We start from the raw sequence: 15,531 nt of genomic DNA, 5'->3' as shown, positions 1-15,531 counted from the left end.
AAAAGCGCATTTTCGCGAGTGGAGCGAAAAATGACCATTACAGACGCACTCACCGCAATCTCAGTGCTCATTGCGGGCAGCGCTCTCGGTTTCTCATATTTTACGTATAGATCCGCCCTTCGAGCCTCAAGTAGGCCGGTTTTAGTATTCGTTATGCAAGATCTTTATCAATGGGAGTTGAGGAATATCGGAAATGGCCCAGCGACTGTTGTAAAAATAAGAGATTCTGGAGTAAAAATTGAACAGTATCAAATTACAAATTGTTTTCCTATTTCTGCCGGAGCTGCCACCAACTTGAGCTGGTTGCGTTATGGATGGAAACTCTCCGCGCAATATAAAGATGTATTTGGGCGTACTTTCGTGACGAATTGCAACAACTGTGTGAATAAAATAGAGCGCGACAATGGGGGAATTTGGAGGTCTACCGCTGAAGAATGGGACCAAAGGATGGGACGTGTGAAGGACAGGCTCATTAACGACATGGCGGGAAAGACGGCATGGGAACTTGATATTATGAGAAACGAAATTTTCGCAAGGCACGGGTATATATTTAAAAGAAATGATTTGTCAGATTATTTTTCAAATCAGCCTTGGTACAGGCCAAATAAAAGTTTTCTTTCGTACAATGAAATGACGCACGAAGAAAAATACATTGCAAACGTGATATTGCAGTATCAAAACAAGAATAATTTGCGGTTAATGTAGGAATTCGCACATAATTCACCAAATTATTGGATGTTGCATATTTTGGATATTCGCCGATTTTGGAAATTCTTTGAATCGTTTCTTATACTCTAAACTCAAGCGCGTTTATCACTTGCATCGATGTGGCCGATTCCAAGCACGTTCGTGCGAACGGGCGTCGGGCGGGTCGCACTGGTGGGGCTTGGTGCCTCGGCAATGTCGGCCGAGCCGGTGGCGCTTTGTTCCTCAGTATTTATGGAAGCCGGTGCCGTAGCCGGCGCTGTGGCCGCCCTTCATGTTGCCGAGGATGGTGCCCTTGGGGCCTGGGACATAGCGGACCGATTCGATTTCGCTGCGCAGGCCCGGGTTGCGCGCCAGATATTTGGCCAATTCCCTCTCGGCGGCAGCGTCGACCGCGGCGTCGGTCGCGGCGATGCCCCCGGCACCGGCCCCGCCGGTGACCAGGGCGACGCCGCTCGCGATGGCGAGGCCGACTTCGGCGACCTTGCCGGCGGTGCGCGCGACCTTCAGCACCTTGACCGAACGGGCGGCGCCGGTCGTCGCCTTGGCGATATAGGTGTTCAGCAGGGACGCCGCGTTGCGGGTGGCAATGGCGGCCACAATGAGCAGCATGCGGGCGCCCCAGACGCGCCCGGCGTTCTTCGTGTTCATGGCGCTGATCAGAAGCTTGTTCGGGCCATCCCAGATGTCGATGTCGGGGAAATCGGCGCCGCCCAGGAAGTCGGAAACCTCGACCACGCCGGCCATCGCCTGGCGCCGGATCTTGGCCATGTCGATGTGCAGGTCCATGCCCGCCTCGATCTCGGTCCGGAGGATCGCCACCTGGCGGTCGAGCGCCGACTGCACCGGGCCGCGGTCGACCTTGGTCCAATAGTTGGCGCCGATGATCTGCGTCAAGAGCAGGGCTTCGCGATCGACGATGCCGGTCTTGGTCGGGATGGCGTCGCCGCGGGAGCCGAGCGACAGCCAGACCTCGAAATGCTTGCCGTCGAGGATCCAGCGCGACGGGTCCTCGGGATCGCGCACGCGCTTTTGCGCCAGGCGAAGCCAGATGCCGTATCGGTCGATCATCTTGCGCACGTCGTCCAGATATTCGGCCTCGTCCGGATTGTCGGTGGCCGGGGCCAGGGCCTGGGCCGACAGCGTCTTTCCGGTGTCGAGGCGTATGGTGTCGTCCAGCCGGCCGAGGGGGATATAGTCGCGCATCATCCGGTCCACCTTGCGGGTGGTCGCGGGGTCGGTAACGACCAGCTGGCCGTAGACCTTGGTGCCCTTGCGGTAGGCGGCGTTCGCCTCGTTCTGCACCGCCGGATCGACCACGGCAGCGTCGAGGTAGCGTTGCAACTGGTTCCAATGCTCGGTCTTGAGCTGTGGAATGATCGCCGCAAAGCCGGAAGTGGTGAGGAGCTGTCCCAGGGAGACCGCCCCCAATGCAATCGCCCTCGCCCTTGCAGCCGCCATCCCCCAATCTCCTCAGGGTTACCGAGCCAACGCGCGTTTCCAGGCATGATCGAATGACCTGGAAACCTACGCCCGCACCGGAGTGGCGGCAAGGCGTTTGCCGTCAGGACGGTGTGGCGCGCGCTGCTTTCGCGGCGTTGCGCAGTTCCTTCCACAGGGCCTTGGCCGGCCATGGCGCAGCGCCGTCCTCCGCCGCCCGGATCAGTTCGATCACCCGGGCGTTGACCGGGGCCTTTGCCCCGAGGCTCGCCGCCAGATCCACGATGGCGCCGTTGATGTAGTCGACCTCGGTCTTGCGGCCGGCGGCGAGGTCTTCGGCCATGGAGGAACGGGCGTGGCGGTCGATCTTGGGCGTGCCGCCGCGCTTGCTCAGCGAGCGGAAGAGGAAATTCGGCAGGGACAGCAGGAAGGGCATGCGTTTCGGGGGCAGGGGGCCGAGCTGGGCCGGCTCGATCCCGGCCCTGGCGAGCAGGCGCAGCGCCTCCGACTGGCAGAGGGCGAAGCAGCGGCGGTAATCGCGCGCCGCCAATTGTTCGGCGAGTGGCACGCCGGCCAGGGCGTTGATCGCATTGTTCAGGTTGATCAGCAGCTTGGCCCAGAGCACGGCGGCCATGTCGGAACGCAGCGAGAGGGGCAGGCCGGCGGCCTGGAACAGAGCGAGCCAGGGCCGGATGGCCGGGGCATCGTCGACCATCAGCTTGCCGCTGGTACCCTGGTGGAAATGGCCGGGCGCCGGTTCGGCGACATTATAGGGCACCATGCCGGCCAGCACCGGATGGCCGGGCAGGGCGGCGCGCAGGCGTTCCGGGTTGGTGACGCCGTTCTGGAAGCTCAGGACGGGCACAGCGGACCGGGCATGGGCGGCGATGTCGGCCGCGGCGGAAGCGGTCGCCGGGCTCTTCACCGCGACGATGATCAGGTCGGCACGGGCGAGGGCGGACGGATCGGTCGCGAGCGTCAGGGCTTCGGGCGGCAGGTGGTGCTTGGCGCCGTCGAGGTCGCTCACCGTGAGGCCCTCGGCGCGGAGCGGGCCGAGCACGCGTTCGCGCCCGATCAGGGTGACGTCGCCCCCCGCTGCCGCCAGCCGGCCGCCGATGTAGCAGCCGATCAGCCCGGCCCCCAGCACGGCGATGCGGCCGGCACTTTCCTCGTTCATGGGCTCTCCTCCGCCTCGTGATTCGGGCGATGATGCCAGATCGACGGGCGTCCGACTGTCGCCTGTGCGACCTTCCACCGGCACATCCGCCTTGCTTTTGACGGCATTCAGGGGTATTAGCCGCGCCATTCCACACGTGGGGTTTGCGGCTGCGGAAGGTTCCGCCGTCGCTCCGGTGTCCGGTTCCCGATCAAAAGGGTTCAGGACGACACCCCACGGAGGCTCAACCGGAAAAGGTAGACATATCATGGCCGTTCCGACTTTCACCATGCGCCAGCTCCTCGAAGCGGGCGTGCACTTCGGTCACCAGACGCACCGCTGGAACCCGCGCATGGCGCCGTTCCTGTTCGGCGTGCGCAACAACATCCACATCATCGACCTGGGCCAGACGGTGCCGATGCTGCACCGTGCGCTGCAGGCGATCCGCGACGTGGTGGCCGGTGGCGGCCGCGTGCTCTTCGTCGGCACCAAGCGCCAGGCGGCCCAGCCGATCGCCGAAGCGGCGGCGCGTTGCGGCCAGTACTATGTGAACCACCGCTGGCTCGGCGGCATGCTGACCAACTGGAAGACCATTTCCCAGTCGATCAAGCGCCTGAAGGCCCTCGACGAGCAGCTCCAGGGCGAGGCCCTCGGCCTCACCAAGAAGGAGCAGCTGAACCTCGCGCGCGAGAAGGAAAAGCTGGAACGCGCGCTCGGCGGTATCAAGGAAATGGGCGGCCTGCCCGACATCCTGTTCATCATCGACACCAACAAGGAAGACATCGCGGTCCAGGAAGCCAACAAGCTGGGCATTCCGGTCGTGGCGATCGTCGACTCCAACTCGAACCCGACCGGCATCACCTATCCGGTGCCGGGCAACGATGACGCGCTGCGCGCCATCGCCACCTATACCGACCTGGTCGCCCGCGCCGTTCTCGACGGCATTCAGGCCGAACTGACCGCGGCCGGCGTCGACATCGGCGAAGTCGCCGACCTGGTCGATGTCGAAGCGGAAGAGGCGGCCCTGCAGGCGGCCGCGGCCGAAGGCACCGAGGGTGAGGTTCAGGCCCAGGCCTGAGCCCCACCCGTCCGCAACGCTTAAGAAAGGTAGAACCCATGGCTGAGGTTTCTGCGGCCCTCGTCAAGGATCTCCGCGCCAAGACCGGCGCGGGCATGATGGACTGCAAGAAGGCCCTCGCCGAAAACGGCGGGGACATCGAGCAGGCCATCGACTGGCTGCGCAAGAAGGGCCTCTCGGCCGCCGCCAAGAAGGCCGACCGCGTCGCCGCGGAAGGCCTGGTCGCGGTCGCTTCGGCCGGCACCAAGGCGGCGGTGGTCGAGGTCAATTCCGAGACCGACTTCGTCGCCCGCAACCCGGCCTTCCAGTCCTTCGTGGCCAATGTGGCCAAGGTCGCGGTCGAAGTCGGCGCCGACATCGATGCGATCGCCGTCGCTGCCTATCCGGGCACCGGCCGCAACGTGAAGGACGAGCTGACCCACCTGATCGCGACCATCGGCGAGAACATGAATCTCCGCCGTGCCGCGGTGCTGGAAGTCTCGAAGGGCGTCGTTGCCTCCTACATCCACTCGGCGACGGCCCCCGGGCTCGGCCGCATCGGCGTCCTGGTGGCGCTCGAATCCGATGGCCCGACGGACAAGCTCGAGACCCTGGGCAAGCAGATCGCGATGCATATCGCGGCGACCAATCCCGCTTCGCTCGACGTCTCGTCGCTCGATCCGGCGCTGGTCGCGCGCGAGCGTGACGTGCTCTCGGAACAGGCGCGCGCCTCGGGCAAGCCCGAGAACATCATCGAGAAGATGATCGAAGGCCGCGTCCGCAAGTTCTACGAGGAAGTGGTGCTGCTGGAGCAGGTCTTCGTCATCGACGGCGAGACCCGCGTCGGCAAGGCGGTGGAAGCCGCCGCCAAGGAAGCCGGCGTTTCGATCAAGGTCGCCGCCTTCGTGCGCTTCGCCCTCGGCGAAGGCATCGAGAAGCAGCAGTCGGACTTCGCCGCCGAAGTGGCCGCCCAGGCCGGCCGCTGATCGATTTTCGATCCAGGCCCGGCGCGGAAACGCGCCGGGCCTTTTTCGTGCCCGCCGGCCCGTCGTGATTGGCCGGCAGGCAGCCAAATGCTATACCCCGTGACCAGCCCGGCCAGTCGGCGGGGCGGTGACGCTCGCGCCTGGATATTTTGATCATGTCCACTTTGCCGAAATTTCGCCGCATCCTGCTCAAGGTCTCGGGCGAGGCCCTGATGGGCGGCCAGCCCTATGGCATCGATCTCGCCACGGTCGACCGCATCGCGGTCGACATCAAGGGTGTCTACGATCTCGGGATCGAGGTCTGCCTGGTGATTGGCGGCGGCAATATCTTCCGCGGCCTGTCGGTCGCGGCGCGTGGCATGGAACGCGCGACCGCCGATTACATGGGTATGTTGGCGACCGTGATGAACGGCCTCGCCCTGCAGAATTCGCTGGAGCGGCTCGGCCTGCAGACCCGCGTCATCTCGGCCATTCCGATGACTTCGGTGTGCGAGCCCTATATCCGCCGCCGGGCGATCCGCCACATGGAGAAGGGCAGGGTGGTGATCTTCGCCGCCGGCACCGGCAATCCCTTCTTCACGACCGATACGGCGGCGACTTTGCGTGCGGCCGAAATGGGCTGCGACGCCATGCTGAAGGGCACTCAGGTCGACGGCGTCTATTCGGCCGACCCCAAGCGGGATCCGGATGCCGTCCGCTTCGACGAATTGACCTATCACGACGTGCTGAGCCAGGACCTCCGGGTCATGGATGCTTCGGCGATCGCGCTCGCACGCGAGAACCGCATCCCCATCCTGGTTTTCAACCTGGCAGAACCTGTGGCCTCGGTCCTCAGCGGCGAGGTCAAGTCGACCATCATCAGGGAAAGGGAGTGAGGCCGTGTCCGACGAACCGGATCTCGATTCGATCGAGCGGCGCATGCATGGCGCCGTCGAGAACCTGCGCCACGAATTTGCCGGCCTGCGCACCGGCCGGGCTTCGGTCTCGCTGCTCGACCCGATCACCGTCGACGTCTACGGCAGCCAGATGCCGATCAACCAGCTCGGCTCGATCTCGGTGCCGGAGCCGCGCCTGCTCTCGGTCTCGGTCTGGGACCGCAGCACGGTCTCCGCGGTCGACAAGGCGATCCGCAATTCCGGCCTCGGCGTCAATCCGGTGGTCGATGGCACGCTGATCCGCATTCCGATCCCGGAACTCAATCGGGAGCGCCGCCAGGAAATCGCCAAACTCGCCGCCAAATATACCGAGCAGGCCCGGGTCGCCGTGCGCAACGTGCGCCGCGACGGCATGGATCAACTGAAAAAGCTCGAAAAAGACGGCAAAATTTCGGAAGACGATCACAAGATCTATGCCGACGAAGTGCAGTCTATGACGGACAAGGCGATCGCCGAGATCGACGGCGCCCTGGCGGCCAAGGAAAAGGAAATCCTGCAGGTCTGATCGGGCCGGCACGGAAGGGGACGGGGGCCCTGAACAGCGCACGATGACCGAAGCAGCGATCGAAATCGGAAGCCTGCCGGTGCCGCGCCATGTCGCTGTCATCATGGACGGCAACGGGCGCTGGGCGAAGGCGCGTTTCCTGCCGCGTGCGATCGGCCATCAGCGCGGTTCGGAAGCGGTGCGAGAGGTGACTCGCGCTGCGGCCGACTTCGGCGTCGAATATCTGACCCTCTACGCCTTCTCTTCCGAGAACTGGAAGCGGCCGGCCGACGAGGTGGGCGACCTCATGGGCCTGTTGCGCATCTATCTCCGCCGCGAGATCGGTGAACTCGATGCCAATGGCGTGTGCGTGAGGATGATCGGCAACCGAGGGCGCCTGCCGCGCGACGTGCTGGCCCTGGTCGACGAAGCCGAGGCGCGGACCCGCAACAACCGGCGTATGACGCTGACCCTGGCGATTTCCTACGGCGGACAGGACGAAATCGTGATGGCGGCGCGCGCCCTGGCGGAAGATGCCGTGGCGGGCCGGATCCGGCCGGAACAGATCGATGCGGCGCTTTTCGCCTCGCGGCTGGAGACGGCGGGTATTCCGGATCCCGACTTGGTGATCCGCACCTCGGGCGAGAAGCGACTGTCGAACTTCCTGCTGTGGCAGGCGGCCTATGCCGAATTCATCTTCGTCGACACGCTGTGGCCCGATTTCGGCCGCCAGGAACTGGCGGCTGCGTTGGACGAGTACCGCGCCCGCGACCGCCGTTTCGGCGCCCGGCCGGAATGATCCCCGTGATGGCGGTACAGACACCGATCGAGTCGAAAGGCATGGGAAGCGACCTCAAGGCGCGCATCGGCTCGGGCGTCGTGCTGGCTGCGATCGGCCTCGCCGCGGTCCATGCCGGTGGCTGGTGGTTTGTCGCCCTGGCGGTGGTGCTGGCCTTGCTGCTGGTCTTCGAATGGAACCGCATCACCGATCGTGCCGGCATGGTGCCGATGATGGCGCTGCACAGTGTCTTCGTCGCCACCGCGCTGCTCGCCGGGGCGCTCGGCGAATTCAGGATCGCCCTGATGCTGATCGCGGTCGGCGCCGCCACGTCCTTCGCCTTCGCCGCATTGACCGCGCGCAACCGGCTGTGGCCGTTGCTGGCGGTGCCCTATTTCGCGCTGCCGTGCCTCGCCATCGTCTGGCTCCGCTTCGACGCGAGCGCAGGGGCGGCGCTGGTCTATTGGTTGCTCGCCTCGATCTGGGCGACCGACACCGGGGCCTATGCGGTGGGGCGGACGGTCGGCGGGCCCAAGCTGTCGCCCCGCATCAGCCCGAAAAAGACGTGGTCCGGGCTGATCGGCGGCATCGTCGCGGCGGTGCTGGTGGGCGGCGTCACCGCCTGGTCGGTCGGATTGGCGAGCCCTGTCGCGGCGGCGGCGATCAGCGGCCTGATCGCGGTCTGGAGCCAAGTGGGCGATCTTTGCGAGAGTGCGGTGAAACGTCATTTCGGGGTCAAGGATTCGAGCCGGCTGATCCCCGGCCATGGCGGTTTCCTGGATCGGCTGGACGGGCTTCTGTTCGCCGCCCCGCTGGCCGCTGCTGCCGTGTTGCTCGGGGCCGTGTCGTGAGCGCGCCGCGCCGCATCACCGTGCTGGGTTCGACCGGATCGGTCGGCACCAGCACGCTCGACCTTGTCGGCCGCAACCCGGAACGTTTCGCCGTCGCCGTCCTGGTCGCCCATCGGCGGCTCGATCTGCTGATCGACCAGGCGCTGCGCTTCCGTCCGGATTTCGTCGCCAGCGCCGACCCCGCCGCTTTGCCGGCCCTGAGGGACGCACTGGCGCCCCATGGCATCGCCGTGGGCGCGGGGCCATCGGCGGTGATCGAGGCGGCCGAGCGGCCGAGCGATCTCGTCATGGCGGCGATCGTCGGCGCCGCCGGCCTGGCGCCGACGCTGGCGGCCGTGCGCCGCGGTACCGTGGTGGCGCTGGCCAACAAGGAAGCGCTGGTCTGTGCGGGCGACATCGTGACCGCAGCGGTGGCAGCCCATGGCGCCACCCTGCTGCCGGTCGATTCCGAGCACAACGCGATCTTCCAGGTCTTCGACGAGGCGCTGCGCGAGCGCGTGGCGCGGCTGATCCTGACCGCGTCCGGCGGCCCCTTCCGCTCGGCCGAGCGGGAGGTGATGGCGCGCGCCACCCCGGCCGAAGCGGTGGCCCATCCGAACTGGTCGATGGGGGCCAAGATCTCGGTCGATTCGGCGACCATGATGAACAAGGGCCTCGAGTTGATCGAGGCGCATCACCTCTTCGCCATGCCGGAAGAGCGGATCGACATCCTGGTGCATCCCCAGTCGGTCATCCACAGCCTGGTCGAATATGTCGACGGCTCGGTGCTGGCCCAGCTCGGCTCGCCCGACATGCGGGTACCGATCGCCCATGCCCTGGCCTGGCCCGACCGGATGGAGACGCCGGTGGCCCGGCTCGACCTGGCGCAGATCGCCCGGCTCACCTTCGAACCGCCCGATTCGCAACGGTTTCCGGCGCTATCCCTGGCCCGCCACGCCTTGAAATGCGGGGGGGCGGCCCCTACAATCCTTAATGCGGCCAATGAAGTGGCCGTCGCCGCCTTTCTGGCGCAACGTATCGGCTTCCTCGACATCGCGGCGACCGTCGAGCGGGTGTTGGAAGCCTGCGACGGGCATTTCTCCGCGGGCGACCTGGAAGCGATCATGGCGGCCGACGGTGCTGCCCGGGCCGCCGCCGAAGGCATCGTCGCGCGGGCCCAGGCGTAGCGGAACGACACAACAAGGGTCTGGGGTGGAACCCGTTTGCCGGCGGTTTCGGATCGACCGGCGACTTCGGAAGGGCGAATTAATTGAGCGGCATCCTGGATGGCATCGGCTCGTCGCTGCACACGATCTTCTTCTTCGTGGTGGCTATTTCGATCCTCGTTTCGGTTCATGAGTTCGGCCACTTTTGGGTCGGGCGGCGTTGTGGTGTGAAGGTCGAGGTGTTCTCGATCGGCTTCGGCCGGGAATTGTTCGGCTGGACCGACCGGCTGGGCACGCGCTGGCGCATCTCCATGCTTCCGCTCGGCGGCTACGTCCGCTTTTTCGGCGATGCGGATGCGACCTCGGCCCGCGCCCAGGGCTGCGATTTTTCCGAATCGGAACGGCGCACCACCTATCAGGGCCAGTCGGTGGGGCGGCGCGCGGCCATCGCCGCGGCCGGGCCGGCGGCCAATTTCCTGCTCGCCGTGGTGATCTTCTTCGGCCTCTTCGTCACCGTGGGCCAGCCTTTCACGCCGCCGGTGCTGGACCGCGTGCTGCCCGGCTCCGCCGCCGAGGCGGCCGGTATCCGCCAGGGCGACCGGGTGCTCTCGGTCGACGGCCGTTCGGTCGAGAGTTTCGAGGAACTGCGCCTGCTCATGCGCCTCAACCAGGGCACCCCGGTCTCCCTCGAAGTACAGCGCGCGGGCGAGACGTTGACCGTGCCGGTGACCCCCACCATCGTCGAAATCGACGACGGCCAGGGCGGCAAACAGAAGGTCGGCCAGCTCGGTGTCGCCCCTTCGGGCCTCGAATTCAAGCAGCGCGGCGTCGGCGACTCGATCTGGTATGCCGTCCGCGAAGTCGGCACCGTCGTCCATGTCACCACGACCGCCGTCGGTCAGATGATTTCGGGCAGCCGGGGGACGGAAGAACTGGGCGGGCCGCTGCGAATCGCCGACCTGTCGGGCCGTGTCGCCCGCGAAGGGGTCGAGAGCTTCGTCTGGCTGATTGCCGCGCTCTCCATAAACCTGGGGCTTTTCAACCTTTTGCCAGTGCCGATGCTGGACGGCGGGCACTTGTTGTTCTATGCGTTTGAAGCCATGCGCGGGCGGCCGTTGGGAGACCGGATTCAGGAGATCGGTTTCCGCATCGGGCTCGCCTTGGTGCTGACATTGATGATCTTCACGACACTGAACGATTTGGTTCGGCTCAAGGTCTTGGGGTTCATCGGTCGGTTGTTCACCTGATGGGCGACGGCAGAGGGAGTTTCGGGGTGTCCTCAATGTTGCGCGTTGCGCGCCGGCTGGCAGGGCCGGTTTCGCTGGCTGTTGGTCTCGCGACGGCACCCTTCGCTTATGCCCAGGTGGGCGGCGCCGCCGGTGCGCGCAGCGAAGCCCCGGTGATCGGGTCGATCCGGGTCGAGGGCAACCAGCGCGTCGAACCCGAGACCGTGCTGTCCTACATGACGGTCCATGCCGGCGATCGCTTCGATCCACTGCAGGTCGACCAGTCGCTGAAGGCGCTCTATGCCACCGGGCTGTTCGGCGACGTCCAGATTCACGCCGAGGGCAACGACCTGGTCGTGACGGTGGTCGAGAATCCGATCATCAACCGGGTCGTGCTCGAGGGTAACCACAAGCTCTCCGAAGACCAGCTGACCAAGGAACTCCAGGTCAAGGCGCGCGCCATCTTCACCCGCGCCAAGGTCCAGGCCGACGTGCAGCGCATGCTGGAACTCTATCGCCGGGCCGGCCGTTTCGCCGCCACGGTCGAACCCAAGATCGTCCAGCTGCCGCAGAACCGGGTCGACCTCGTCTTCGAAATCAACGAAGGGCCGAGCACCGGCGTCGAGCGCATCAATTTCGTCGGCAACAAGGCGTTCACCGACGGCGAGCTGCGTGACGTGATCGCCACGCGCGAGACCCGCTGGTACCGCTTCTTCTCGTCGTCCGACAATTTCGATCCCGATCGCATGACCTACGACCGGGAACTGCTGCGCAAATATTACCTGACCAACGGCTATGCCGACTTCCGCGTGCTCTCCTCGGTCGCCGACCTGACGGCGGAGCGCGATGCCTTCTTCATCACCTTCACGGTGGACGAGGGCGAGGTCTACAAATTCGGCAAGATCGATCTCGACAGCCGCATCCGCGACTTGGTGCCGGACGAGCTGAAGGATCAGCTGCTCACCGTCGAGGGCGAGACCTACAACGCCGAGCTGATCGAAAAGACCATCGACAAGCTGACCGACGCGGCCGGCAACCTCGGCTATGCCTTCGTCGACATCCGCCCGGTGCTCAAGCGTGACCGTGAGAAGAAGGTGATCTCGATCACCTTCCAGATCAACGAGGCGCCGCGCGTCTATGTCGAGCGCATCAACATCACCGGCAACATCCGTACCCTGGACGAGGTGATCCGGCGCGAATTCCGCCTGTCGGAAGGCGACGCCTTCAATACGGCGAAGAAGGAACAGTCGAAGCAGCGCCTCCAGGCGCTCGGCTTCTTCGACAAGGTCGACGTCACCCAGGTCCAGGGCTCGGCGCCCGACCGCACGGTGATGAACGTCGACGTGACGGAAAAATCGACCGGCGAACTCCAGCTCGGCGCCGGTTACTCCTCGTCCGAAGGCGTGGTCGGCGAAGTCAGCGTGCGCGAGCGCAACTTCCTGGGCCGCGGTCAGGACGTCCGCCTGGGCGCCAGCGTGTCGCAGAAGCGCACCCAGTTCGACTTCGGCTTCACCGAGCCCTATTTCCTGGGCCGCAATGTTTCGGCCGGCGTCGATGTCTTCGACATCAAGCGCGATTATCAGGACGAGGCGGAATACGACCTCTATCGTATCGGCTTCGCGCTTCGGGCGGGCTTCGCGATCTCCGACCACCTGCGCATGACGACGCGCTACACGCTGCGCCAGGACGAGATCAGCAACGTCGGCGATTACGCCTCGCTGGCGGTCCAGGATGCCGAGGGCAAGACCGTGACCTCGCTGATCGGCTATGTCCTCGCCTACGACCGGCGCGACCGTCCGCAGCGGCCGACCGACGGCTACTATCTCTTCGTCGGGCAAGATTTCGCCGGCCTCGGCGGCGATGCGCGCTATATCCGCAACACGGCCGGCGCCAATTACTACTACCCGATCACGGACGACGTGGTGTTCTCGGCCTCGCTCGAGGGGGGCTATATCTATGGCCTCGGCCAGGACGTCCGGCTGAACGACCGTTTCGACGTCGGCGGCGACAACCTGCGCGGCTTCAAGGACGCCGGTATCGGCCCGCGCGACGCCTCGACGCGGGACGCCCTGGGCGGCAATGTCTATGGCGCCGGCTCGCTCGAAGTGAGCTTCCCGATCGGCCTGCCGGAGGAATACGGCATCCGCGCCAGCGTCTTCACCGACTTCGGCACCCTGACCGGGGTCGACGCCACCAAGGGGAGGGAGACTAGGCTCGACAACGCCTCGCTCCGCGCTTCGGCCGGTATCGGCTTCTCGTGGGATTCGCCCTTCGGCCCGATCCGCGTCGACTTCGCCCAGGCCCTCCTCAAGGAAGACTACGACGAGACGCAGGTCTTCCGCTTCAGCTTCGGGACCAAGTTCTGATCATGCGCAAGATTTTCCACGCCGCCCTGTTGGGCACGACCCTGGCCATCGCGACGGTGGCGGGCGCGGCCGAGCGCCCCGCCCTGGCCGATTCCTTCCCGCCGGCGGTGCCGCTGATCGTCGACTACCAGCGCCTGCAGGTGGCCTCCAAAGCGTCGCAGGACGTGCGGCGCCAGATCCAGGCGGTGCAGGCCAAGTTCCAGGCCGTCATCGACAAGGACCTGGCCTCCCTGAAGGCCGAGGAGAAGAAGCTGCGCGACGCGGCTCCCAAACTCTCGGATGCCGAGCGTGCCAAGCGCCAGAAGGCCTTCGAGGCCAAGGTGGCCGACGCCCAGAAGCGTGCCCAGGCCAGCAACAAGGCGATTCAGGAGGCAGTCGATGCCGCCGGCGCCAAGGTGCGCGAAGCCCTGGTGCCGATCTTCAGCGACCTGATGACCCAGCGCGGCGCCAATGTCCTGCTCGGCACGGGCGAGGTGATCTATTTCGATCACAAGCTGGAAGTGACGGACCAGGTGCTGGCGGCGCTGGATGCCAAGCTGCCCTCGATCAAGGTCGACGTCGCGCCGGTGCAATGACCGCGGGCAGGAAATGACCATGCCGGGCCCCCGATTCTTCGTGGCGCGCGGGCCGTTCAGCCTGCGCGCGCTGGCCGGGATCGCGGGGGCCGACCTGGCCGACGGTGCCGACCCGGATCTCTCGATCACCGGGGCGGCGCCGCTGGAGTTCGCCGAGGTCGGTCACGTCACCTTCGTCGGTACCGTGAAATATCTGCCAAAGCTGGCAGAAACGCGGGCGGGCGCCTGCATCCTGCGGCCCGAACAGGCGTCGCGGGCACCGCGCGGCTTGGCGCTGCTCCTGTCGAAACAGCCGGCGATCGCCTACGCCAGGGTCGCTCAGGCCTTCCATCCACGCCGCCGGGCGACACCGGGGATCGCAGCGGGCGCCGTGGTGGCGCCCGACGCCGTCTTGGGCGAGGACTGCGAGATCGGGCCTTTCGCGGTCGTCGGCGCCGGTGCCCGCCTGGGCCGCGGCGTGATCCTGGAAGCCCATGCCGTGGTCGGTCCCGAGGTCGAACTGGGCGACGAGGTTCATGTCGGCGCCCACGCCAGCGTGGCCTGCACCGTGGCCGGGCCGCGTTGCACCTTCGCCGCGGGGGCCCGCATCGGGGAGGCCGGCTTCGGCTTCGTGCCCAATCCGCCGGCCGGTCATCTGCGTATCCCGCAGATCGGCCGGGTGGTACTGGGCGCCGATGTCGAGGTGGGCGCCAACAGCTGTATCGACCGTGGTGTCTACGGCGATACGGTGATCGGCGACGGCACGATCATCGACAACCTCGTGCAGATCGGCCACAACGTGAGACTGGGGCGCGGCTGCGTGCTGGCGGCGAAGGTCGGGCTTTCCGGCTCCTGCACGGTGGGCGATTTCGTCGCCTTCGGCGGCAATGCCGGGGTAGCCGATCATGTGATAGTCGGCAGCGGCGCCCAGATCGCCGCCCATTCCGGTGTCATGCGTGACGTTCCGCCGGGCGGTGCCTACGGCGGTACGCCGGCTGTGCCGGTCAAGCAATGGTTCCGCGAGGTGGCGACCCTGTCCCGTCTCGCTCAGCACAAGGGGAACAACAATGGCTGAGGCCGGCGAAACCAGCGCGGAAACGCTCGATTCCGTCGACGTCCTGCGGATCATGGAGATGATCCCGCATCGCTACCCGATGCTCCTGGTCGACCGCGTGGTCGAGATGAAGGGCGGCGAGAGTGCCGTCGGCATCAAGAACGTCACCTTCAACGAGCCGTTCTTCCAGGGCCATTTCCCGGGCCATCCGGTGATGCCGGGCGTACTCATCGTCGAGGCCATGGCCCAGACTTCGGGCATCGTGGTGATCCACGGCCTGGGTGGGGGCAAGTCGGCCAACAGGCTGGTCTATTTCATGTCGATCGAGAACTGCCGCTTCCGCAAGCCCGTGGTGCCCGGTGACCAGATGCGGATCCACGTCCAGAAGGAACGTGGCCGCGGCAATGTCTGGAAGTTCAATTGCGCTGCCAAGGTCGATGGCATGCTGGTCGCCGAAGCGACCGTGACCGCCATGATCGTGGAACGCTGAGGAGACATCTCTTGTCCAATATCCATCCGAGCGCGGTGGTCGATCCCGCCGCGAAGATCGGCGACGTCGAGATCGGTCCCTTCTGTATCATCGGACCCCAGGTCGAACTGGCGGACGGCGTGAAGCTGAAGGGCCATGTCGTGATCATGGGCAACACCAAGATCGGCGCCGGCACCGAAGTCTATCCCTTCGCCGTGATCGGCGCCCCGCCGCAGACCCTGCGCCCGATCGGTGACGACGTGCGCATCGTGATCGGCGAACACACGATGATCCGCGAGCATGCCACCATCCATCCGGGCACGGT

At 65.5% G+C, this 15,531-nt stretch carries 15 protein-coding genes and 1 pseudogene; 14 read left to right on the top strand and 2 right to left on the bottom strand.

Annotated features, from left to right (window positions below; genetic code table 11):
• Positions 1-30 precede the first annotated feature (30 nt).
• On the top strand, positions 31-705 hold the full coding sequence (locus WC493_RS13815) for a YARHG domain-containing protein (RefSeq protein ID WP_373066112.1): 675 nt from the start codon (positions 31-33) through the stop codon (positions 703-705).
• Between the two features lie 225 nt (positions 706-930).
• Here WC493_RS13815 and WC493_RS13810 read toward each other — a convergent pair whose 3' ends face one another.
• A complete protein-coding gene (locus tag WC493_RS13810; RefSeq protein ID WP_373066111.1) occupies positions 931-2,166 on the bottom strand; it encodes a hypothetical protein in 1,236 nt (411 codons plus the stop codon).
• 103 nt (positions 2,167-2,269) lie between these two features.
• Positions 2,270-3,322 (bottom strand): 2-dehydropantoate 2-reductase, encoded by a 1,053-nt coding sequence (locus WC493_RS13805; RefSeq protein WP_373066110.1) that lies wholly within the window; start codon positions 3,320-3,322, stop codon positions 2,270-2,272.
• Positions 3,323-3,569: 247 nt separating this feature from the next.
• Here WC493_RS13805 and rpsB point away from each other — a divergent pair, with 247 nt between their 5' ends.
• From rpsB to WC493_RS13740, 13 genes and pseudogenes are all read left to right on the top strand, one after another.
• Positions 3,570-4,379 (top strand): 30S ribosomal protein S2, encoded by an 810-nt coding sequence (gene rpsB / locus WC493_RS13800; protein WP_373066109.1) that lies wholly within the window; start codon positions 3,570-3,572, stop codon positions 4,377-4,379.
• Positions 4,380-4,417: 38 nt separating this feature from the next.
• Positions 4,418-5,344 carry a translation elongation factor Ts gene (gene tsf, locus WC493_RS13795; RefSeq protein ID WP_373066108.1) on the top strand — a complete coding sequence of 309 codons (927 nt, stop codon included), beginning with the start codon at positions 4,418-4,420 and terminating at the stop codon, positions 5,342-5,344.
• A gap of 155 nt (positions 5,345-5,499) precedes the next feature.
• Positions 5,500-6,219 (top strand): UMP kinase, encoded by a 720-nt coding sequence (pyrH, locus tag WC493_RS13790; protein ID WP_373066107.1) that lies wholly within the window; start codon positions 5,500-5,502, stop codon positions 6,217-6,219.
• Positions 6,220-6,262: 43 nt separating this feature from the next.
• Positions 6,263-6,784: a ribosome recycling factor gene (frr, locus tag WC493_RS13785; RefSeq protein ID WP_373066124.1), complete on the top strand. Its 522-nt coding sequence runs from the start codon at positions 6,263-6,265 to the stop codon at positions 6,782-6,784.
• 43 nt (positions 6,785-6,827) lie between these two features.
• Positions 6,828-7,562: an isoprenyl transferase gene (locus WC493_RS13780; protein WP_373066106.1), complete on the top strand. Its 735-nt coding sequence runs from the start codon at positions 6,828-6,830 to the stop codon at positions 7,560-7,562.
• A 41-nt stretch (positions 7,563-7,603) separates the two neighbouring features.
• A complete protein-coding gene (locus WC493_RS13775) occupies positions 7,604-8,392 on the top strand; it encodes a phosphatidate cytidylyltransferase (RefSeq protein ID WP_373066105.1) in 789 nt (262 codons plus the stop codon).
• Entirely contained in the window at positions 8,389-9,558 is a 1,170-nt protein-coding gene (locus WC493_RS13770; RefSeq protein WP_373066104.1) for a 1-deoxy-D-xylulose-5-phosphate reductoisomerase, read from the top strand. Before WC493_RS13775 ends, WC493_RS13770 begins: the two co-directional genes overlap by 4 nt.
• Before the next feature lie 83 nt (positions 9,559-9,641).
• Positions 9,642-10,784, top strand: coding sequence for an RIP metalloprotease RseP (gene rseP, locus WC493_RS13765; protein ID WP_373066103.1), 1,143 nt, complete (start codon positions 9,642-9,644; stop codon positions 10,782-10,784).
• Positions 10,785-10,819: 35 nt separating this feature from the next.
• Positions 10,820-13,129: an outer membrane protein assembly factor BamA gene (gene bamA, locus WC493_RS13760; RefSeq protein WP_373066102.1), complete on the top strand. Its 2,310-nt coding sequence runs from the start codon at positions 10,820-10,822 to the stop codon at positions 13,127-13,129.
• 2 nt (positions 13,130-13,131) lie between these two features.
• Positions 13,132-13,704: an OmpH family outer membrane protein gene (locus tag WC493_RS13755; RefSeq protein ID WP_373066101.1), complete on the top strand. Its 573-nt coding sequence runs from the start codon at positions 13,132-13,134 to the stop codon at positions 13,702-13,704.
• A 19-nt stretch (positions 13,705-13,723) separates the two neighbouring features.
• Positions 13,724-14,758, top strand: coding sequence for a UDP-3-O-(3-hydroxymyristoyl)glucosamine N-acyltransferase (gene lpxD / locus WC493_RS13750; RefSeq protein WP_373066100.1), 1,035 nt, complete (start codon positions 13,724-13,726; stop codon positions 14,756-14,758).
• Entirely contained in the window at positions 14,751-15,227 is a 477-nt protein-coding gene (fabZ, locus tag WC493_RS13745) for a 3-hydroxyacyl-ACP dehydratase FabZ (RefSeq protein WP_373066099.1), read from the top strand. The genes lpxD and fabZ overlap by 8 nt, the downstream gene beginning before the upstream one ends.
• An 11-nt stretch (positions 15,228-15,238) precedes the next feature.
• Positions 15,239-15,531 (top strand): annotated as a pseudogene (locus WC493_RS13740) (acyl-[acyl-carrier-protein]--UDP-N-acetylglucosamine O-acyltransferase); the annotation flags it as partial.

The sequence above is a fragment of the Zavarzinia sp. genome (assembly GCF_041650655.1).
Lineage (GTDB): Bacteria > Pseudomonadota > Alphaproteobacteria > Zavarziniales > Zavarziniaceae > Zavarzinia.
This window is presented reverse-complemented; position numbering and strand designations above follow the sequence as displayed.